Origin of the sequence: Haloferax sp. S2CR25 (assembly GCF_031624535.1) — an archaeon.
Lineage (GTDB): Archaea > Halobacteriota > Halobacteria > Halobacteriales > Haloferacaceae > Haloferax > Haloferax massiliensis.
Window position 1 is genome coordinate 80,425 of the sequence record NZ_JAMQOO010000003.1, and the last position, 19,742, is coordinate 100,166.

General features: G+C 57.9%; 12 protein-coding genes and 3 pseudogenes. 6 read left to right on the plus strand and 9 right to left on the minus strand.

Translation table 11 applies throughout. The annotated features are described in order from the left end of the window. Positions 1 to 252: 252 nt before the first annotated feature. On the minus strand, positions 253 to 477 hold the full coding sequence (locus NDI65_RS08850) for a hypothetical protein (protein WP_139043140.1): 225 nt from the start codon (positions 475 to 477) through the stop codon (positions 253 to 255). 258 nt (positions 478 to 735) lie between these two features. Here NDI65_RS08850 and NDI65_RS08855 point away from each other — a divergent pair. After that, positions 736 to 1,026 (plus strand): annotated as a pseudogene (locus tag NDI65_RS08855) (IS5/IS1182 family transposase); the annotation flags it as partial. A gap of 121 nt (positions 1,027 to 1,147) precedes the next feature. Here NDI65_RS08855 and NDI65_RS08860 read toward each other — a convergent pair. Continuing rightward, positions 1,148 to 1,750 (minus strand): hypothetical protein, encoded by a 603-nt coding sequence (locus NDI65_RS08860; protein WP_310893601.1) that lies wholly within the window; start codon positions 1,748 to 1,750, stop codon positions 1,148 to 1,150. 674 nt (positions 1,751 to 2,424) lie between these two features. On the opposite strand from NDI65_RS08860, the pseudogene NDI65_RS22215 reads away from it, so the two are divergent. The 4 genes and pseudogenes from NDI65_RS22215 to NDI65_RS08880 form a co-directional block, all read left to right on the plus strand. Beyond that, positions 2,425 to 2,973, plus strand: a pseudogene (locus NDI65_RS22215) (geranylgeranylglyceryl/heptaprenylglyceryl phosphate synthase); the annotation flags it as partial. Positions 2,974 to 3,067: 94 nt separating this feature from the next. After that, the gene (locus NDI65_RS08870; RefSeq protein WP_089781026.1) at positions 3,068 to 4,657 is read left to right on the plus strand and encodes a transposase; all 1,590 of its coding nucleotides are present in this window, start codon (positions 3,068 to 3,070) and stop codon (positions 4,655 to 4,657) included. A gap of 2,358 nt (positions 4,658 to 7,015) precedes the next feature. Further along, positions 7,016 to 8,551, plus strand: coding sequence for an alpha-L-arabinofuranosidase C-terminal domain-containing protein (locus NDI65_RS08875; protein ID WP_089780352.1), 1,536 nt, complete (start codon positions 7,016 to 7,018; stop codon positions 8,549 to 8,551). A 78-nt stretch (positions 8,552 to 8,629) separates the two neighbouring features. Further along, entirely contained in the window at positions 8,630 to 9,958 is a 1,329-nt protein-coding gene (locus tag NDI65_RS08880; RefSeq protein WP_089780350.1) for a glycosyl hydrolase, read from the plus strand. A gap of 9 nt (positions 9,959 to 9,967) precedes the next feature. On the opposite strand, the gene NDI65_RS08885 is transcribed toward NDI65_RS08880, so the two are convergent. From NDI65_RS08885 to NDI65_RS08900, 4 genes are all read right to left on the minus strand, one after another. After that, entirely contained in the window at positions 9,968 to 10,693 is a 726-nt protein-coding gene (locus tag NDI65_RS08885; RefSeq protein ID WP_089780348.1) for a hypothetical protein, read from the minus strand. Beyond that, positions 10,690 to 11,565: a carbohydrate ABC transporter permease gene (locus NDI65_RS08890; protein ID WP_042662769.1), complete on the minus strand. Its 876-nt coding sequence runs from the start codon at positions 11,563 to 11,565 to the stop codon at positions 10,690 to 10,692. Before NDI65_RS08890 ends, NDI65_RS08885 begins: the two co-directional genes overlap by 4 nt. After that, positions 11,558 to 12,433, minus strand: a complete 876-nt coding sequence (locus NDI65_RS08895) for a sugar ABC transporter permease (RefSeq protein WP_052367789.1) — start codon at positions 12,431 to 12,433, stop codon at positions 11,558 to 11,560. The genes NDI65_RS08890 and NDI65_RS08895 overlap by 8 nt, the downstream gene beginning before the upstream one ends. Before the next feature lie 63 nt (positions 12,434 to 12,496). Beyond that, complete coding sequence (locus NDI65_RS08900; RefSeq protein ID WP_089780346.1) at positions 12,497 to 13,882, minus strand: ABC transporter substrate-binding protein; 1,386 nt, start codon at positions 13,880 to 13,882, stop codon at positions 12,497 to 12,499. Between the two features lie 204 nt (positions 13,883 to 14,086). Between NDI65_RS08900 and ugpC the strand changes: the two genes are divergently transcribed. Then, positions 14,087 to 15,220 carry a sn-glycerol-3-phosphate ABC transporter ATP-binding protein UgpC gene (ugpC, locus tag NDI65_RS08905; RefSeq protein WP_082256299.1) on the plus strand — a complete coding sequence of 378 codons (1,134 nt, stop codon included), beginning with the start codon at positions 14,087 to 14,089 and terminating at the stop codon, positions 15,218 to 15,220. Positions 15,221 to 15,456: 236 nt separating this feature from the next. Here ugpC and NDI65_RS08910 read toward each other — a convergent pair. The 3 genes and pseudogenes from NDI65_RS08910 to NDI65_RS08920 form a co-directional block, all read right to left on the minus strand. After that, a pseudogene (locus NDI65_RS08910) lies at positions 15,457 to 15,756 on the minus strand (fumarylacetoacetate hydrolase family protein); the annotation flags it as partial. A gap of 1,107 nt (positions 15,757 to 16,863) precedes the next feature. Beyond that, positions 16,864 to 17,325, minus strand: a complete 462-nt coding sequence (locus NDI65_RS08915) for a nucleoside deaminase (protein WP_226908762.1) — start codon at positions 17,323 to 17,325, stop codon at positions 16,864 to 16,866. 785 nt (positions 17,326 to 18,110) lie between these two features. Further along, positions 18,111 to 19,676 (minus strand): PAS domain S-box protein, encoded by a 1,566-nt coding sequence (locus NDI65_RS08920; RefSeq protein WP_089780342.1) that lies wholly within the window; start codon positions 19,674 to 19,676, stop codon positions 18,111 to 18,113. Positions 19,677 to 19,742 lie beyond the last annotated feature (66 nt).

Below are 19,742 nucleotides of genomic sequence, written 5' to 3' on the forward strand. Positions count from 1 at the left end.
GCTCGTTAGTGGCTCGTTCTAAGGACCAAGAGTTTCGGAATTAGGACAGATATAACATCGAAATACAAATTTTAATTGGCTCATTGTCCCTGTGAGACAACGAGACTTAGCACTCGGGGCGAGAAAACCAGTGGGTAGTGGATATATCTAATATCGCTATACAGAATTTAAAATCGTAGACTACCTCACAACCTCGGAGGATGGAAGTGTTGCGTGGCTTATTTCCATGGTATTTGGGAATGAATTAGCTAATTAAGAGAGAGTATATTCAGCAGGGCAACTAGGCGGTATTGCAGTATTGGACTGAATTAGCTTATAGTCGGGGCTCCCAATCTCGGCGTCGTGGTGGATACCAACGAGGATTCGCTCTGGAACGCTCACCTGTGCCTGTTCGGCTATCAGACGACGGAGTGCCTCGCGGACGTCTTCGTCGAAGCCGCTCTCATAGATGTCTCTAACCGCTATGTGTCTCGCCAAGTTACGTGGAACTCACCATCACGCTAAGCCCTTTATTCATTGTGGGGAGAATAGACGCTACCAGTACAAAATCCTCCTCTACTTGAACGATAACGGAGGAGTTTGTGGATCATGTCGAGAACGTTGTCTGGTCGAATAGCTGGCACACCACGTTGATAGATCGGGCACTCCGAATTCGGTCGAACATCTTGACCGGGTCCGTCATCGATAGCACCATTCCATACCCATCAGGCTGGTGCCGCCCAATAGTCTGACCAGATACAGGTCCTCCCGAAGTCGCGGTTACTCCTATTTGTAGAGCAAGTGTTTCACTTGGCTCGGCGAGCTGTTGCCCGCTATTCTTCGAAGCTCTCAAAACGGCGGTACACACTCCACCAGCACATCGTCCTGTTTTGTTTCAAGGTGCAGAAGAATACGACTACCCGTTGTGACGAGCTTATCGAGATGCCTCGGATTCGGAGAGGTATCGAGGTTTAGGAGCTTCCGTCTCCCTCGACGTTGTGTAAAGCGTTTGGTCGGCCCGATATGGCCATCTCGCACGTGCTTCTCAACTATCTCGGTCTTAATTCCCCCGACTAATTGCGTCATCGGAATTACGCTTCCGGCTTCAACCACAGTCACGCTTTCCACGCAAAGATGTCACAACAAAAAACCAGGTGGTGCTCTAAGCCTATTCTACAGTCAGGTATGCCCTAGACCATGATTCAGCGAGATTCGTTGCGGGGTCGAAGTAACATCCGGTTCTCGCTTCGACCTGTCCCGTTCTCTCGGTTTTAACCCGTGAGTCAAGATACAGTTCCGATCCCGTTGGCTGAGCGACTAACATCTTCGCCTTGAAGTGATACGCAGGTACTCCAAGAGCTGTATCTTCGGTATATACCCAATTTTTCTTTACAGCGCCAGCTCCGATATTCGAACTGACCATCTCAGGGCGTTCTGCCATTGATGCTTCAACCAGTGCGTCAAATCGGTGGTACGATGCGATAGTGGGGGAGATCACGTTCCACCTACTTTTCAGAATAGACGTATCGCTTTCGTTGACCTCGTAGGGGCTCCATTCCGAGGTCCAGTTAGTAACCAACTGTGGAGTGACTTCGTGACCATCATCTGGCTCTCCACCCTTAGTCGGGGCTGGGGTTGAAGTACCATTCTGAGTTTGAGAATCACTCTTTTCCGCAGCTGCAGTACCGCTAATAGCAGATAGAGAGACAGCAGAAATGCCAATCTTTCGTATCATCTCTCGGCGGGGAAGGTCCTTTTTCATGTTGACCATATATCCATAGTTGTTGTCACATAATGAAGTTATTGTTGTGGGAAATCTAGTCGATGAATTTTAATTTCTGATCTGTTGATAATCTAGAAGTGTTTACATTGGTGGAGTGTCTCTCTCCTCGGGTTTCCACAGATTCTGCTGGGAACTCGCTCATCCGCACATCGCAAGACGTGAATAGGATCTCAACAGACCTAATTTTTATAATTAAATTACTAACTGAATTTGATAACGGCTGACCTAAGAGACGTACTTCGAAATTAGAATTTTGATAATATAAACGATCACAACCAAGATAAGTAACCAAAATACCACTGAAACTACAAGGTCAAGTCCAGTCGGCGATTGTGGGAATGGTGCCATGAATTGTAGTTGAATTGAGATGTAATATAAGTTTGGGCACCGTCTAGTTAACCGATAAACAGGTCGAAGAGCTAGTTTCCTATGCTACTCTCAGACCTGCTCAAAGAGAGTTTAGACACTGCTACGCTTGATACAGAGCAGGTGTGTCTATTCTACGGCGTGAAGGATAGTTGGGCCATCTTCGTCAATGATTTCAACATCTCTGAACTCAATATCGGCGAAAGTTTCTTTGAGCTTGTTTGCTTCATAGAAGCGTCCATGAAATACCGTCCTCATCTTTGCTTCTGTCTCCTCGACCTTGTCGCAGATAATGAATAGATACTGTAGACGTACTTTCCGTACCAGCAGTCTACAACGGAGACCGCGACAACTTCGTTGCAAAACACGTGGATTTCTTCACAGAGGTCGGGAGTAAGCCGAAGAAGTATTCGGTGCTGGGCTTCCACTTGTAAGTGCCCTGATTGCGTCTAGAGGTCGCGATGCTATTGCCAAAATCTCGGATAAGATACTGGGTGAGGGGTACGTCGTTCAAAATCCCGACTCAAAAGCAGCCGATGAGTCTGGTGTTGAGACACTATACACACCTGATCAGATAGCAGGTGCCGCACTAGCAACTGAATCTTTCTATCGATTTTCGATATTCTACATCAAGTACTCCAAAAAGAATGGGGCCCGAAGACGTGAAAGCAGCGGCAAAATATCTTGACGACACAATTTTTCTCTACGGTGGAGGTACCAAGAGTCAGCAACAGACCGAGGAAATTCTTGACGCTGGTGCCGATGCCGTAGTCGTTGGCGATTGCTTCCACGAAAATCCTGACCAATATCTACAGACGGTCCCTGACGCTCCAGCGTCTCGATAGCTGAGTTGTTTGACTCCAATTTTGAATGTGGCGAGTCACTACCAAGGAGAAAAAGTCATCAACGTTGTTGAGTATCCGCTGACAAGACTATCTGATGGAACAGCGTGGCCGCCGACTAACCGACGCATTTGTCGCTGCTCTCGAACTCCGCAAACACCTCCGTGAGGGGACAGCGTTCTGCGATGCACTTACCGTTCTTAAGCTCCAGATCGAAACGCTCGAAGACGACTACCCAGAGTGGCATCCCGCCCCGTACTCATTCCACGGAATGCTCAAGCTCTTTGTTTATCTAGAAGTCACCGGAGACAGCTACCGATCTCTCACACGCCATCCAGAGCTTGCCGACGTATTCGGTCTCGGCCAAATTCCTAACGAGTCAGTCATCTCTCGAACGTGGCGCAATCGCTTCGATGACGATGTTCGTCGATATATCACCGCCAGCGCACACTGCTTAGTCAAGGAGATACACAATCAGGGCCTCTCAGTTCCCGAAGTCCGGCCACTAGAGGAAGTCAAGCAGTCATCAGAAGAAACTACTGACTCAGCTGAGGATGCTACCGAATTTTCTGACGAAGAAATCTACCGTACAACCCGTCTCGCTCGTGAGCACGGCTTCGGTCCGTTCGACTCTGAGAGAGCTCAGAACGCGACGTATGAAGACACGCGATTCTTTGAGCTTCAGACGTTTATTGGGATGGTCGGCTGTGGTACTCCACAGGGTGCAGCCCGGTTCAAGTTCCGACGAGGCAAAGAGTACGGTCCTCACGGAGACACCCACCTCCGAGCCGTCAAGCAATTCGACCCAGAGAGCCTACTCAAGGGATTTCAACAGGCGACAGAACGGTTGCTTTCGGTGATTCAATCGGAGTCTTCGTTTCGTCGTCCTGTCACCGTCGCAATTGATATCACGACCATTCGCTACTTTGGTAACATAGAGGGAATGCCGATGGTCAGCGGGACAAAAGACGGCGAGGGGAGAGCGTTCAAATTCGCCACGCTCTCGATTGTCGGGTGGAACATCCCGCTGATTCTCGCTGTCGAACCTGTCCGTGAGAGTTCGTCGTGGGACGAGAACCCGCCGAACCGAGTTCATCGTGTAGTCCGACGACTCGTTCGACGGGCACAGGAGCACGTACCGATTGAGATGGTGCTGTGTGATCGAGAGTTTGACTCGAAAGCTGTCTACCAGACGCTCTCGAACCTCGATGTGAACTATCTCATCCCGAAGCGGATTCACAGTGCCGAACGCGAGAACATAGAGACGATGGATGAAGATGAGCAAGAAGTCGCCGTTGAATCGGCCTCTGTCCACGTTGAGCAGGGCTCGCACTCGATGCAGTTTCTCTACGTGCCCTCGACGAAGAGCGATGGAACAGCGGTGTTCGCGACGAATCTTCGTGTGAGCGCGGACGAGGCTCAAGCCGTGTGTCGTCGGTACAGTTCTCGGTGGCAGATCGAGAACGAATACAAATCGATCAAGAACGATTTCTTGGCGAAGACCTCGTCTAAGGACTACCGCGTAAGATTATTCTACTTCGTGTTTGCGGTGCTGTTGCACAATATCTGGCGGCTTACCGATTTCCTGTTGAAGATTGGTGTCGGCGGTGAGATGGAGTATGCGCCGGTATTGACTGCTGGTGAGTGTGTCGAGTTGGTTTGCTCGGCACTACTCCCGCCTGACTAGCGCTCTACACCAGCTCGGACTGCCTGTTGTGAGTGGCGACACTCTGCGAGTGGTCAATTTTTGGGCTGTTTTCGAGCATTCGACGGCGTCTCACCGAGGTCGGTAGTTGATGCGATACCGATGTGGCCTGTCCGAACCACGAAAAGGCCTAGAAAAACGCAAAAATAATCCATCCTCCGAAGTTCTGTTCTGTCTCACGACACCGATTTGATATAGCAGAATGTGATTTATGTGTGGTGTGGGAGTAACCGGCGACGGAGAGCTTAACCTCATTGTCTAATACAGACAACGACACTAGTGTTCAAATAAGAAATTCAACATAATCGTTGACGCTCGCGAAAATCGCATATCTAGACTCGGATCAATCTGTGGAGAACTACTTTGGTGGGTTTCGGCCCCGGTTCGTGGGCCGAAGACTCAACCCTACGGTTCGCTCGTGGACCGTATCGTGACTCAGTACTGTCTGACACTGCCGTGTCGGCGCTCTCGTCCTGTATCTACCCGATGCTCGGGCGAACGTCTCTCTGTCCGGTGACGGTACTACCGTTTTGGTATACTACGGTGGACCTACGCCTTCAGCCTGTTCGCGTTCGATATCGGCTGTCTCAGTCGCAGTCGGGGGAGGCCCGAAAGTTCGATGAACCGTATACCGCAATATCCATCTCGAACGAGTCTGACTTTCAGTGAGAATCGGTGTGTCGCAGGTATTGTGGAAACACGGCAGTCGGAGTATACAGGCTCGCTCGCTCGTCTTCGCGACGGTATCGCAGAACCCGGAGTTGCCGTTCTCTACTCGTTTTCGGTCTGCCAGCGTGCTAGACGCAGATAGAACGCTCGGTTCTCTGTAGCGGACGAGCGTTCCTCAGAAATGCAGGTCACTACATCTCGGTCGCGGTATCGTCTCGATGAGAACGCACCCAAACTGTCGGTAACCACGTGAACTCACCGGCGGTTATCGTGATTACGCGCCGGTTTATCGTACTCCCGCTGAAAAATGGCGGGGGAAAAAATAATATGGGGGCCAGTCTTAGGTGTACGTGGTCGACTGCGTAACCGACCAACGTGAGCCAGCGTGTCAGTCATATCTCGACGTGTCAGTACGCGACGAGTAGGTCTGTCCCGAAACTCATGAACGCCTGACAGCATCACGTCGAGTTCAGCACACCACCGCTACTCATCTTTTGCTCTCGATCGACGACGGCCTCAGTCACGAGTCTCGGAGTCGGGTTAGCGCTCCCCGATGTCGATTGAAAGCTACCCAGTCGTGAACCAGTCGAACTCCGACCGAGCTCTCGCGATAGTAGTTCCGTTCCGTTTTCCCCAGACGCGATATTGTTCTCGATGATAGAACCCCCGCCTACCAATCGCCGTGGCATCTGAGCCGACACATCGGTTCCGTCTACTGTTCCTCGCAGTGTTCAACGGTTTCGACGCGGGGAAACGCGGACCCAACCGATCGACGACGCTTCGAATAACGGGTGCGTATCGCAAATCACGATTCCGAGGCGACGACGGTTCCCAGAATCGGTTGAGACTGTCGAAATCGGTGTGGAAGTACAGAGATGGTGGCTACCTGATGCGACCGATGGGAGTATCGAGCAATCGCCTCGGACGGGACGGTGAGGGGCTGGAGGCCTGACGGAGTTTTGGTATACTGAAGGTGGTTCGCGGACGCCGACGAGATGCCGACGACGGGAACGCCTCGAATGGAATCACAGTTGCATCAACGCTGTCGAACTCAGTCTGACTGCTCGTTCCGTCGACCATCGGCGACTGTTCAGTATGACGGAACAGTATCTCGATTGTCGTGACATCGACTGAAAACTCCATCTTCGTAGAATATCCGTTGGTGGACCGATGATAATTACACATATAAGTCTGTAATCCTACGTCGTAGGATGGTGTAGTCCGGTTCTGACATAGGGAATTTAATCGAGAGCAGAATGGTCGTGTCGGCGACGGATTTACTAGTCGTGGCTTCTTACCGTATCGCCGTACTTGGGACAGTTTGGACTCTCCGTCACGGACTATCGTCTGTAGCGCATCACGTCCAGACCGGGGGCGACGTACGTCCGGCTCGGCCGTCTTCTCGTTCCGACGGTGCGGATTCGTCTCGTGGTCGTGTCTCGGACCGGTGTCTGGTCGACTACACATGTCGTCCGGTGTGGAGATGACCTCCGCGTCTGGACTCGTGACCCGTCCGTCGGGGTGTCGAGACTGCCGCAAGGCGTGCTTACCGTGGTCTGACTCGCGAGCGTTTCATCCGTTCGCCGCGAAACTGCGCGGTGTCAGGTCTGACTCGTGTACACTGAACACAAGGCACAATAGTTATTTAACCGGCTACTAATGTGAAAATGTATGCAGAGTGAAGTACGCGTTAGCAGCCACGAGCCGATAGATTACATCTCGAAGAACATCTACGGTCACTTCGCCGAACACCTCGGGCGGTGTATCTACGGTGGCCTCTGGGTCGGTGATGACGACAGGGTCGAGACCGAAGACGGCCTCCGAATGGACACCGTGTCGCTGCTCCGCGGACTGAATATGCCGGTGCTCCGCTGGCCGGGGGGCTGTTTCGCCGACGACTACCATTGGGAAGACGGTATCGGCCCGCGCGACGAGCGCCCCCGCCGCCGAAACCTGTGGTGGACGCAGGGGCGCGAAAACGTCCCGGAAGAGTCCAACGAGTTCGGGACCGACGAGTTCCTTCGCCTCTGCCAACTCCTCGATACGGACCCGTACATCGCGGTCAACGTCGGGTCGTCGACGCCGCAGGAGGCGCTCGACTGGATCGAGTACTGCAACTACGGCGGCGACACGGAACTCGCCGACAGGCGGCGAGAGAACGGACAGGAGGAGCCGTACGGGGTGAAGTACTGGGGCATCGGGAACGAGAACTGGGGCTGTGGCGGTCGGTTCGCGCCGGACGAGTACGCCGACGAGTACCGCCGGTTCGCGAACTACTTCAACGGCTTCGATAAGCTGATGAACGAGGAGTCCACCGAGTTCATCGCCTGCGGACACCTCACGGACGACTGGAACGAGGTCTTCTTCGACAGCCTCAACGGCGGCATGGAGTACGGTCCGGGGTCGTTCCTCGGCATGGGGTCGCCGTTCAACCTGATGGACCACTTCTCCGTCCACCGCTACTATCAGGCGGGCGGAGACACCGATTTCACCGACGAGCAGTACTACAAGATTTTCGCGCGCGCACAGAAGGTCGGCGGGGACATCGACCGAGCGGCCGAGACCATCTCGCAGTACGTTCCGGAGGGCGAAATCGGAATCATCGTCGACGAGTGGGGCGTGTGGCACCCCGAGGCGCGGAGCGACAACGGACTGGAGCAGGAGAACACAGTTCGGGACGCGCTGACGACCGCGGGCGTCCTCGACCTCATCCACGCGCGGGCCGACGTCGTCTCGATGGCGAACATCGCACAGTTGGTCAACGTCCTGCAGTGTCTCGTCCAGACCGACGAAGAGGCCGCGTGGCGCACGCCGACGTATCACGTCTTCGACCTCTACGAGAACCACATCGGCCAGACGGCGCTCGAAACGAGCGTCGACACGGAAAATCGCACTATCGAGGGCGAGGACCACGACGTTCCGATGGTCTCGGCGTCGGCCTCTGAGGGCGACGGAGAACTGTTCGTCACGGCCTCGAACCGCCGTCACGACGAACCGGAGTCGCTCACCGTCGACGTCGGGTCGTCGTCGTACTCGGTGTCCACGGCCACCGTCCTGTTCGAGGGCAACGACATCCGCGAGTACTCTACGAAGGAGAACGCGGAATCGTTCGAAGCCAGCCCTCTGGACGTCACCGACGAAGGCGACGGAACCGTCACGTTCGACGCGCCCCCGGCGTCCGTCGTCGGCCTGACGCTGACGGAGTAACGGAGCCGTCGTCGTTCTTTTTCGAGCTGACAGCGGGGATACAGTTATTATCGTATCGTGTGAACGCATAACAGCGTCATGAACGAACGCGATTCCAGCCGCCAGCACAGCCGCCGGAAGTACCTCGCCGCGGTCGGCGCCGTCGGGGCCACAGCGGTCGGGTCCACGGGCGTTATCGCGGGCCGCGGGCGCGACGACGAACAGACAGACGTCGAAGGAACGCTGTACTCGCCCCCGTCGGGCGCGCCTGCGCCCGGCGCGCTGTATCCCCGAGTCACGCGACTGAAACACGGGTCGGGAACTGGCGGCGAGAAGCAACTGCTCGCGACCTTCGAGTACTACCCGTCGATGAGCGGCGGGTCGGAGCCGTACTTCCCCGTCTACCGGAGCACCGACGGAGGGGAGAGTTGGTCGAAGTTCTCCGAGATTCACGACACGAGCGGGAAGGACTGGGGACTTCGGTACCAGCCGACGCTGTTCGAACTCCCGCACGCGGTCGGTTCGTGGCCGGCCGGGACGGTCCTCGCCGCCGGGAACTCCATCCCGATACTCGACGACCCCGAAGACGTCCCCGAGGGCGAGATCGGCAAACTCGGCGAGACGAGCATCGACCTGTACGCCAGCACCGACTGCGGGGAGTCCTGGGAGTTCGTGAGCACCGTCGTCACGGGCGGCAAGGCCGTCCCCTACGACGGGAACAGCCCCGTCTGGGAGCCGGAACTGGGGCTCGACGACGACGGGAACCTCGTCTGTTACTTCGCCGACGAACGGATGGGGAGCGACGACGACTACAATCAGCTTGTCGCGTACAAGGCCTCTGCGGACGGCGGCCAGACGTGGGGCGACGAGCAGTTGGTCGCGGCCGTCCCGGACGAGACGACGCGCCCGGGGATGCCGACCGTCACCCCGCTCCCCAACGGCACGTACATGATGAGCTACGAGGTCATCGGGCCGGACTACCTGTACGGCGAGGTCCACGTCAAGACCTCGCCGGACGGCCGCGACTGGGGCGACCCGACCGACGTGGGGACCCTCGTCTCGACGGCCGACGGTCGGCGGTTCATCAACGGTCCGTACGTGACGTGGACGCGGGCCGGCGGCAAAGACGGAACGATACTCGTGTCTGGAAAACAGCTCGTCGACGGGAACCGAGACCTCGCCGAGGGGAACGGTGAGGTCGTGCTCGCGAACTCGAACCTCGACGGGAGCGGCGACTGGGAGGCGGTCGACGCCCCGCTGTCGTTCGAGACGGAGAGCGAACTCGGCGGCCGGGCGTTCGTCGGTTGGACGACGCCGCTGCTTCCCTCCCGGCACGGCGACGAACTGCTTCAACTGACGTCGACCGCGGCCGACGCGGAGCTGTGTGAGATTAACTACGGAGTGGCCTCGTTACGGTTGAACGACTGACGGGGGCGTTTACCGCCCGGACGTCGTCGAAACGTCGTTTTTTCGGCCGTCTCCGGCGATAGGACGCTCCTTCGAGACGGTCGCTTCGGTCGCGTCCGTCTCCTCGCCGTCTGACGAGTCGTCCGTCGAGGCGACCAGTTCCGTGTGGAACGCGGCCGCGAGCGCGGGGAACACGAGCGGGAGCGCAATCGTCAGCACCGCACTCGCGAGCAAGAGCGTCCCGGTGACGATACCGACGAGCACGGTCGCGACCGGGTTCTCGACCGACCACCGGTATCCTCCCGTGACGGCGTCGACCGCGTCCGCGCCGTCGGCGAGCGAGACGAACGCCAAGGCGAAGACGACCCAGGCGTGATACGCCAGGTAGAAGCCGACCGCACCGAAGACGCCCGAAAGGGGGTCGCTCGTCGCCGCGTACTGTCCCAGATAGAGGACGGCGATGGCCGGGAACACGACCAGCAGCCCGCTGAACAGGACCGAATCAAGCCAGTGGGCTGCAAGCGTCTCCCTGACCGCCTCGCGGTCGACCCGACCGTTCTCTCGGACGGACCGAACCGCACCGTACGCGCCCAGCGTCGCCGGCCCGATGGTGACGAGCGGGAGGGACGCGAGGACCCACCCGACGCTGATCGCCACCATCGGCAGGGGGTGGCGGTATACCTGCCGGGCCGCGGTCGCGAGCGCGCGATGAACGCCGACGGTGGGGTCCGCGGCGTCGCCGTCACTCGTAGTCATCCCGTCGCGCCCTGCATCTGCACCGCGCGCACGATCTGTCCCTGGAAGATGAGGTAGATGATGAACAGCGGCAGGGACCCCAGAATCGCGACGGCCATGTGGAGACCGGGCGTGTCGATGTTCCCCTGATAGAGGTTCACGAGCCCGATTGGGAGCGTGTAGGCCGTCTCGTTCGACAGCACGAGCAGGGGCCAGAGGAACGCGTTCCAGTTGTAGACGAACATGAACAGCGCCAGCGCCGAGAGAATCGGCTTCGCGAGCGGCAGGATGATGCGCGTGTACACTTGGAAGGTGGTGAACCCGTCGAGTCTGGCCGCCTCCTCGTACTCGACCGGGATGTCTCTGAAGAACTGATACAGGAGGAACACGCCGAGCGGGCTGGCGGCCGCCGGCATGATCACGCCCCAGTAGGAGTTAATCAGCCCGAGGTCCGAGACGATCTGGTACAGCGGGACGATGTTCATGTAGTACGGGACCATGAAGCTCGCGAGGATTATCCCCATGATGACGCCCTGTCCGGGCCAGTCCAGCCGGGTGAGCGAGAACGCGATCATCGAGTCGATGACCACGATGAGAATCGTCGCCCCGCCGGCGATGATGAACGTGTTGATGGTCCACTCCACGACGAGCGTGTTGTTCAGCAGGTACTGGTAGTGTTCGAGCGTGATGGGTTCTCCCACGAGCGGCGGAATCCAGTAGGGCTGCGGGTCGCGCAACAGCTCGTTCGGCTGGAACGACCGTGAAAGCGTGTACAGGTACGGGACCGACATGAGGAACGCGAGCCCGTAGAGGAACACGTGCAACAGGGCGTTTCGAACGGCGTCCTCGGTCAGGTAGGAGCTGACCGAGCGCGATTGCGTCGTTTCAGTCATTTGAATCACCGATTACTTTGAAGTTCACGATTGCGATGAGGATGAGGATGGCGACCAGCACGTACCCCATTGCCGCGCCGTAGCCGAACTGCTGTTGGGAGAACGCGCTCCGGTAGAGGTAGTAGACCAGCGTGTCCGAGGAGTCGCTCGGGCCGCCCTGCGTCATGATGTAGGGCTGTGCGAACACCTGGAACTGGAGGATGAACTGGACCATGACGACGAACACGACCGAGTTTCGCATCTGCGGGAGCGTGATGTCCTTGAACGCGCGCCAGCCGGTCGCGCCGTCGAGCCGGGCGGCCTCGTAGAGCCGTTCGGGGATGCTCTGCCGGGCGGCGAGGAAGATGACGAAGTTGAAGCCGACGAGCCACCACACCGTCATGAACGCGAGCGACGCCATCACGAGGTCAGACGAGGTGAGCCACCCCGGCGGGTTCTCCATGACGAAGCCGAGGTAGTAGTTGATGAGCCCGTAGCTCTGGGAGTACACCTGTCCCCAGACCAGCGCCACGACCGCGACGGTCAGAACGTACGGGCTGAAGTAGATGGCACGGAGCGTCCGCTTACCGGCGACGTCTCGGTTCACGCCGAGCGCCATCACCAGTCCGAGGAGTACGAGCGCCGGGACCGAGACGGCGACGAAGAGGAGCGTTCCCTCCATGGCGTTGTAGAACACCGGGTCCTGAAACAGTTCGACGTAGTTCTGGAGGCCGACCCACTCCGTCTGTGTGAGGTCGAACTTGTTCGGGTAGGTGTGGAGGCTCATGTAGAGGCCTCTCACCGCGGGCCAGACGAGGAACACCGTGAATACGGCGAGGTACGGAAGCGACCAGAGGGCACCCTCGATGGTCTCCTTGCGGAAGCCCATGATTGTCTTGCTGTTCGCCGCGGTCTCACCTCCCGTGATGCGTTCTGCTATCCCCATGTGTACTTACTCCGAGATGCCGTTGGAGACCGTCTCGATGCCGGACTGAATACCCGACTGCGGGTCGGTGTTGTGCGCCCAGATGTCGACGAGCCAGGTGTACCAGTTCTGCGCGTTCGGGTCGCCGTTCGGGACCTTCGGGTGGTAGAAGTAGTCGCCGTTCTCGGCCATCTCGACGTACTTGTTGAGCGTCTTGTCGTAGTACGGGCTGTTCTGGAAGGCGTCGGACTCGTAGATGCTGTTCGCGGCGGGCAGGTGACCGGCCTCGGCACCCCACGAGGGGTTCTGCGTGGTCATCCAGTGGGCGACCTCGGCGGCGATCTCCGACTTAGCGTCGCTCCGGCCCTCCTTCTTCGGGAGGACGATGGAGTGGCCGTCGGCCCAGACCTTATCCTGCTGTTTGTTCGGTCCGACGGTCGGCTCGAAGAAGCCCCAGTTGAGGTCCTCGACACCGGAGAGTGCCGCGACGTACCACGTTCCGTTCATCGCCATCGCGCACGTCCCGTTCTGGAACGCGTTGTTCCCCCACGTGTCCTCGCTCGTGGCGGGGGCCCAGCCCATGTCGCCGGTCATGTCTGAGAACAGTTGGGCGATGTTCGTGCCGGCCTCGTTGTCGAAAGTCGGGTTCCACTCGTCGTCGTAGAGGTTCCCACCCTGCTGTTTGACCCACGTGCTCCACGTCCGGAACGACCCGAACCCGTCGTTGTACGGCGACTGGGTGAACGCCGCCGCGTCGGTGTTCTCGGCGACTGCGTTGCCCGCTTGCTGGAACTCAGACCAGTTCGTCGGCGGGCTCTCCGGGTCCAGTCCGGCCTGCTCGAATAGGTCTTTGTTGTAGTACACGCCGATGGGGTGCATGTCCATCGGCAGCGCGTTGACGTTGCCGTCGACCGTGACGAGGTCCCAGTGGCTCGCGGTGTAATCGCTCTCGATGGAGGCCGTGTCGGTGTAGGTTCCCATCGCGTCGATACCGCCGTCCCACGCTCGAAGATACGCCGCGTGCATGACCGCCATGTCGGGCGCTTGCCCTCCCGAGAGCGCGGTGAACAGCTTGTTGTAGTACTCGTTCCACGGTGTTCGTTGCCGATTGATGGTCACCTCCGCGTCGGTGTCGAGCGGCTGTTCCTCGTTGAACTTGTTGACGATGCTCTCCATGATCGGCCCTTCGCCACCGCTGAACAGTTCCCAGAACGTGATCTCGTAGGATTCGCTTCTCGTGTCGCCGGAACTGCCGCCGTCGGTGTTATCGCCGCCGCTGCTATCGCCGTCACTGCCACTGCCGTCGCCGTTGTCGCCGTTACCGGCGCAGCCTGCGAGTGCGACGGTCCCTGTGACTCCTGCCGACTTGATAAACTTTCGACGGGTGCTACTAGTGAAGGCTTCTCGAACCATGTGTCGTACCTACGTGTAGGGGTATGGATTAAACTATTTTCCGTGACTAATACTGCCGGTAGATGTGGTCGGACTCGTCCCCGTCGGTAGTCCGCCGCGGACGTACGGGAGCGGACGGAGCTCAGAACACATTCTGCTCCCGATTGATTCGGTCTGAAAAGCGTAACCACAACTATTATTAGTTCTCTTGGCAACCCACGCAGTATGAGTACTGTTAGCATCGAAAGCGTGCGGAAAGTCTACGGCGGCGACTCGGACATCGTCGCCGTCGACGACATCAGCTTCGAGATAGCAGACGGGGAGTTTCTGACGATTGTCGGTCCCTCTGGGTCGGGTAAGTCGACGTTGCTCCGGATGATTGCGGGTCTGGAAGATATCACGGACGGGACGATACGAATCGGAGACAGGGTCGTCAACGGGGTACAGCCGCAGGACCGCGACGTCGCAATGGTGTTTCAGAACTACGCGCTGTACCCGCACATGACCGCGCGGAAGAACATGAGCTACGGGTTGCAGTTGACGACCGACCTCCCGGAAGAGGAGATCGACAAGCGGGTGACGGAGGCGGCGGAGATGATGGGCGTCACGGACCAACTCGACAAGTATCCCGGGAACCTCTCGGGGGGGCAGCAACAGCGCATCGCCACGGGCCGCGCCATCGTGCGCGAGCCGTCGGTCTTCCTGTTCGACGAACCGCTCTCGAATCTGGACGCCAAACTCAGACTGCACATGCGGACGGAGCTTCAGCAGCTACAGGACACGCTCGGGACGACGACGGTGTACGTTACCCACGACCAAGAGGAGGCGATGACGATGTCCGACCGCATCGCGGTCGTCGACGGCGGCGAACTCCAGCAGATAGGGACGCCGGAGGAGATATACAACGAACCGCGGAACCTGTTCGTGGGCGACTTCGTCGGGAACCCGCCGATGAACCAGTTCGAGGTGCAGTTGTCCGGGTCGTCGCTGGTCGCCGACGGCTTCAGTTACGACCTCCCCGAGCGGGTCCTCGAACGCATCGACCGATACGCGGACGGTATCGACGAGTTCGTGCTCGGTATCCGCCCCGAGAACATCACGCTCACAGACGGCGGCGAGCCGAACGCGGTTCGCGCGTACCTCGACGTCCGCGAGCCGGTGGGTTCGGACAACTACCTCCATTTCGACATCAACGGCGACGAGTGTTGGGTCCGCGTGCCCGGGGACGTCAAACCCGACACGAATCAGGAACTCTCGTTGGCCTTCGACGAGGAGCGACTGCATCTCTTTCGGCGCTCGGACGGCATTAACATTCTCTCTCGCGGCGAACAGCCGTTAGAGGCGGCGGCGGGCCAATAGGCCGATAGCAGTCCTGTCAACTCGACGATTCAGCGCGCCAGCGAAGATGACCGACTGAAACCAGCGTTTCCCCCGAGCGAGACGCAAGTGAGGCGGGCCTGACTCGTCGCCAAACGACCTGTCGTCGGTATTCAGCGCACACGACCGGGCGCGGTGACCCTATCGACGGTCCCGTGGGCCCCGTGTGTTCAACCCGGCGGAAGACTGGGCCCCCGTGATAGCTGTCGGTGTGGAACTCATACGGTGATGACGGAGTTCGAGAGGGCCCCGACTCCTTCGACGGTGATATCGGCGCGGTCGCCCGCTTGGAGGTCGAACGGCTGTTCGGGGTCGAGCGAGGTACCCGTGAGGATGACCGCCAGTTCGGGGACCGCGTTGTGGCGCGTGACATACGACACGAGTTCCTCACAGCCCCGGACCATCTCGCTCGTGTTCGTGGCTAATCCGTGCGGGCCATCCACACCTTCGGACGTGACCACGGACGGGCCGATAGAACAACAGCGGTGGTAGACCTTCGCCTGTGGGAGGGACTCGCCACCTGAGCCACGTCCCCGAACGTCCGAAGGTCGGCGTCGGCGCTCTCTCGACACCTCAAGCTGGTGGTACTCCATTCAAAACCTCGCTTATAATCGAATCTACTGAACTTCTGTTCTGTGGGACTCGTACCACGCGTCGTCTCCGCAGTCCGGGAGATAAGCGCACTCGTTCTGAGTTACAGAATACTGGTGGCTCCGTTGTGCGTGAGTGCGGGTCCGGGTGCGTAACTGAGACTAAGCAGGACACCTCGCCGCTCTCGTCGGGTGACAGTAGAGCTATCCGTTGTTAGACGTTCGAGCTATCTTTGAGTTGACCTACTGTTCGAGCCGTATGGCGGTGTTAGTACGTTGATATCTAGTTCTCGTTTTCAGAACCCATCCGCGCGAACTCCTCTGTACCACTCTGATTATTTGGTCTGAAGGTCCCCATTCTCGCACCTGAAATTACGGATATAGTGGTGTAATGAATTTCTCACTCAAACTCATTATTAGCCGTAAAGGGCCCACAGAGGGATGTAGGCCCGTCTCCGAAAATCATTCTGCGATTCGGAACAAGCTCTCGTTAATCGGCATCGGTTCGTCGCCTCTCGGTCGAGTGAGCATCTCGATACCAACCGACTACGGGTCGGTCCGTAATTCGACACCAACCCCTCCGTGTCACCCAGTCATATCAATTTCAAATACTACTAAGAGACTAGTCAAATAGCTACCACAGATTTCCGAACGACTACTGTTGTCGAACGCATCTCGTCTATCGTCGAACCGGTAAAGCACCCACAATAGCCCTCAAACACCCGTTAAGCGTGAAAAAGAGAGCTATTCGGAGACCGACGTGAGAAAGCGAATGGCTCGTTCAGTTCAAATACAGTTTTGTCGGCAGAACGTGAATTTCAGGGATAGAACAGGCCTCTATTGGAATAAATATCTCGACAGGTGGGCCCGAACGTCCGTCCATCCGGGATCAACCTGTGGGTGAAGTAAGAATAGGTTCTAGACCAAGGTATTCGAAAATAATATCGGATTTTCTATTGTTCGAAGCTCCCGGGTTTCGGGCGTTCGCGCTCCGGCCGAGTCGGTGTTTAGTCGCAGTGAAAGCCGGGCAGATTCCTACCACTCGTACGCTCGGTGAACTCGCCGGGCCTCCTCGTTCAGCACAGGGCCGACGACTTCGGTGACGCCGTCGAGAACCGCGGCCGACCGAACGCCCGGAGCCGACCCGACGAACTCTCCGATTTCGTCGCCGCCGACGCCGTACACGACGCGTGCGAACCCGGCGGTCGCCATTCCGCCGGCGCACATGGGACAGGGCTCAGTACTGGTGTACATCACCATCGCCGCTCGCTCGTCAGCGTCGTACTCCCGGCACGCTCGGTAGGCGAGGTGAAACTCGGGATGGCGTCGGATGTCGGACTCCGTCACGATGCGGTTCGAGTCGCGCATGATGACCTCGTCGTCGCGGACGAGCACGGACCCGAACGGCTCGTCGCCGCGAGCGGCGGCCTCCCGAGCGAGCTCGAAACTCTCGCGCATGTGTGTCTCGTGGTCGAAGTCGTCGAAGTGAGTCGTCACAGTCGCCTACTGCCACGCTCGAACGCGAGTTAAATCGAACGGCGCTCGAACAATCTGAATACTTCAGATTATCTAGAGAGCGTGGATTTAGCAGATTTCCTCGGTTATTCGAGGCTCCCGAGTTCTCTGGAGAATCGACAGTCGATAGATTTCTCGACTAGAAGAAGTATCTGAGTCACTCACCTACTTTTGGTAATCTGAATAATCCACGACACTCAGATATAATGCGTTATCCGAGTTCCGCACCCGTGACTAGTCATCGCTATATGGATTATCTGACAAAGCCAAGTAATCCGAATTATGTATATTTCCCAGACTGCGTTCATAATCTCTCTCGGAGAGATTTCTTGGCGACGGCGGACGAGTTACGCAACCCCGATAAGCGATAGTATCTGGATAATTCGGATACTCTGGAAAATCGAGCGCCTCCCCGCGATTCGCGTTCGGACACAGATTCGACGCGGCTGAATCGGTGATTATGTGGGTAATCCAAGTTCAGTGGATATTGCAAATTATTTGAGGTATGTGAATAATTGGGGTGTTCCTGGTTACGTATCTCTTCAATCGTGGGCACCGAATCTACGGAATCGACGCTATCGAAATAGTATGAAATATCCGCATAATCCACATCGTTCAGAAATTCAGAAACTCCCGGATAATCTAAATAATTGAGCGTATCTGGGGAACGTCGTCTGCCTCATCATCCCACCGTAATCCAGAACGCCGTCGTTGTCGACCCGAGTTCTCCGTCCGTGCAGAACGTGGTGCACGGTCCGAATCGGTCGTCAGTTCTCCGGCGTGGGGAGCCTCACTTCGACCGACGACCCGCGTTCGTCGCGATCCGCGATAGAGACTTCGCCGTCGAACTGCGTGACGAACCAGTGGACGGTCCACAGCCCCATCCCGCTCCCGTGTGCCAGCTGGGTCTCTTTCCCGCGTTTCAGAATCTCGCGTTCGATCCGCGGGATGCCGGGGCCGTTGTCCTCGACCGTGATTGCGACTCGCTCGCCGGAGAGTCGGCGCGACGCGACCGCAACCACGGGACAGTCCTCGTCGTTGTGGACGATGGCGTTCTGTACGAGTTCGTCGAGCGCGAGGTACAGCGAGTGTTCGCCCGCGAGTACGGTCTGTTCGCCCGGTTCGAGTCGAATCTCTACCTCGGGGTATTTCCGCTCGTAGATCTGTTTGAGGTCGGTGAACACGTCGTCGACGCGAACCGGGCGTCTGTCGGCGTCCTCCTTCACGACGCTCTCGAATCGACGAGCCTTCTCGCCGGTCGCCATGAGCCCGTCGGCGTTCTCGATGATTCGGTTCGTCTTCGACACCATCGCGTCCGCCGAGAACTTGCTCGCCGCGTCGACCAACTTGTCGAGCGTCCGCAGTTCCGTGTCGATGCCCTTGGTCGTCTCGCTGATGTTCTCCAGCGTTTCGTGTAACCGTTTGTGGTCGTCATCGCCCAGCGCCGGGATATCGACCCCGTCGAGGTCCCGACGAAGCTCCCGCGCGTAGCCGCTGACGATGTTGAGGTTGTTCCGAAGGTTGTGGCGAAGCACTCGATTCAGCACCATGAGTCGCTCTTCGCGCTCCTTTCTGTCCGAGATATCGCGCACCGCGCCGCGGACGTTCATCCGGTCGCCCGTCGGCTCGCCGCGGACTTGGACCCACCGCGTTCGCCCCGTCGCCGTTACCACTCGCATCTCGATGTCGAACGGCTCGCCGTCGGTTCGCGCGCCCTCGATAGCCCCGTCGATAATCTCGTGGTCGTCTTCGTGAAAGTGGTCTCTGAGTTCGTCGAGCGTCAGTTCCGCGTCGGGCGGGATATCCACCAGCCGTTTGGTTCCATCGGTCAGCTGTAGGTCGTCGGTCTCGTAGTCGACTTCCCACCCGCCGATATCGGCCAGTTGCTCGGTGCGTTCGAGTCGGTCTCGGCTTCGCTCCAACTCTTGTCGGTACTCGTAGGTCTCTGTGACGTCCCGGACGATCTTCGTGAAGCCCTTGAGTTCCCCGGCGTCGTCGTTCAGCGCGCGGACGGTCACGTGCGCGAGGATGCGCGACCCGTCTTTCCGGACGCGCCACCCCTTCTCCTCGTAACTCCCCTCGGATTCGGCGATTGAGAGCACCGTCTCGGGGGACGTGCCGTCGCCCTCGTCGGGGTAAAACACGGAGAGGTGGCGACCGATAATCTCGTCGCGCTCGTAGCCTTTGATCCGCTTCGCACCCTCGTTCCACGTCGCCACGAACCCGTCCGCGTCGAGGAGAAATATCGCGTATTCGGTCACCTCCTGAAAGAACTCTCGGAGAATGAGGTCGGCTTCGACGTGTTCGAACAATCCAACCGGCTCGTCTGACATTACTGTTTGTATACCTCCTAGGCGTGCATTAATCTACCCGAGACTCGGCGGGTGAACCACTCGGAT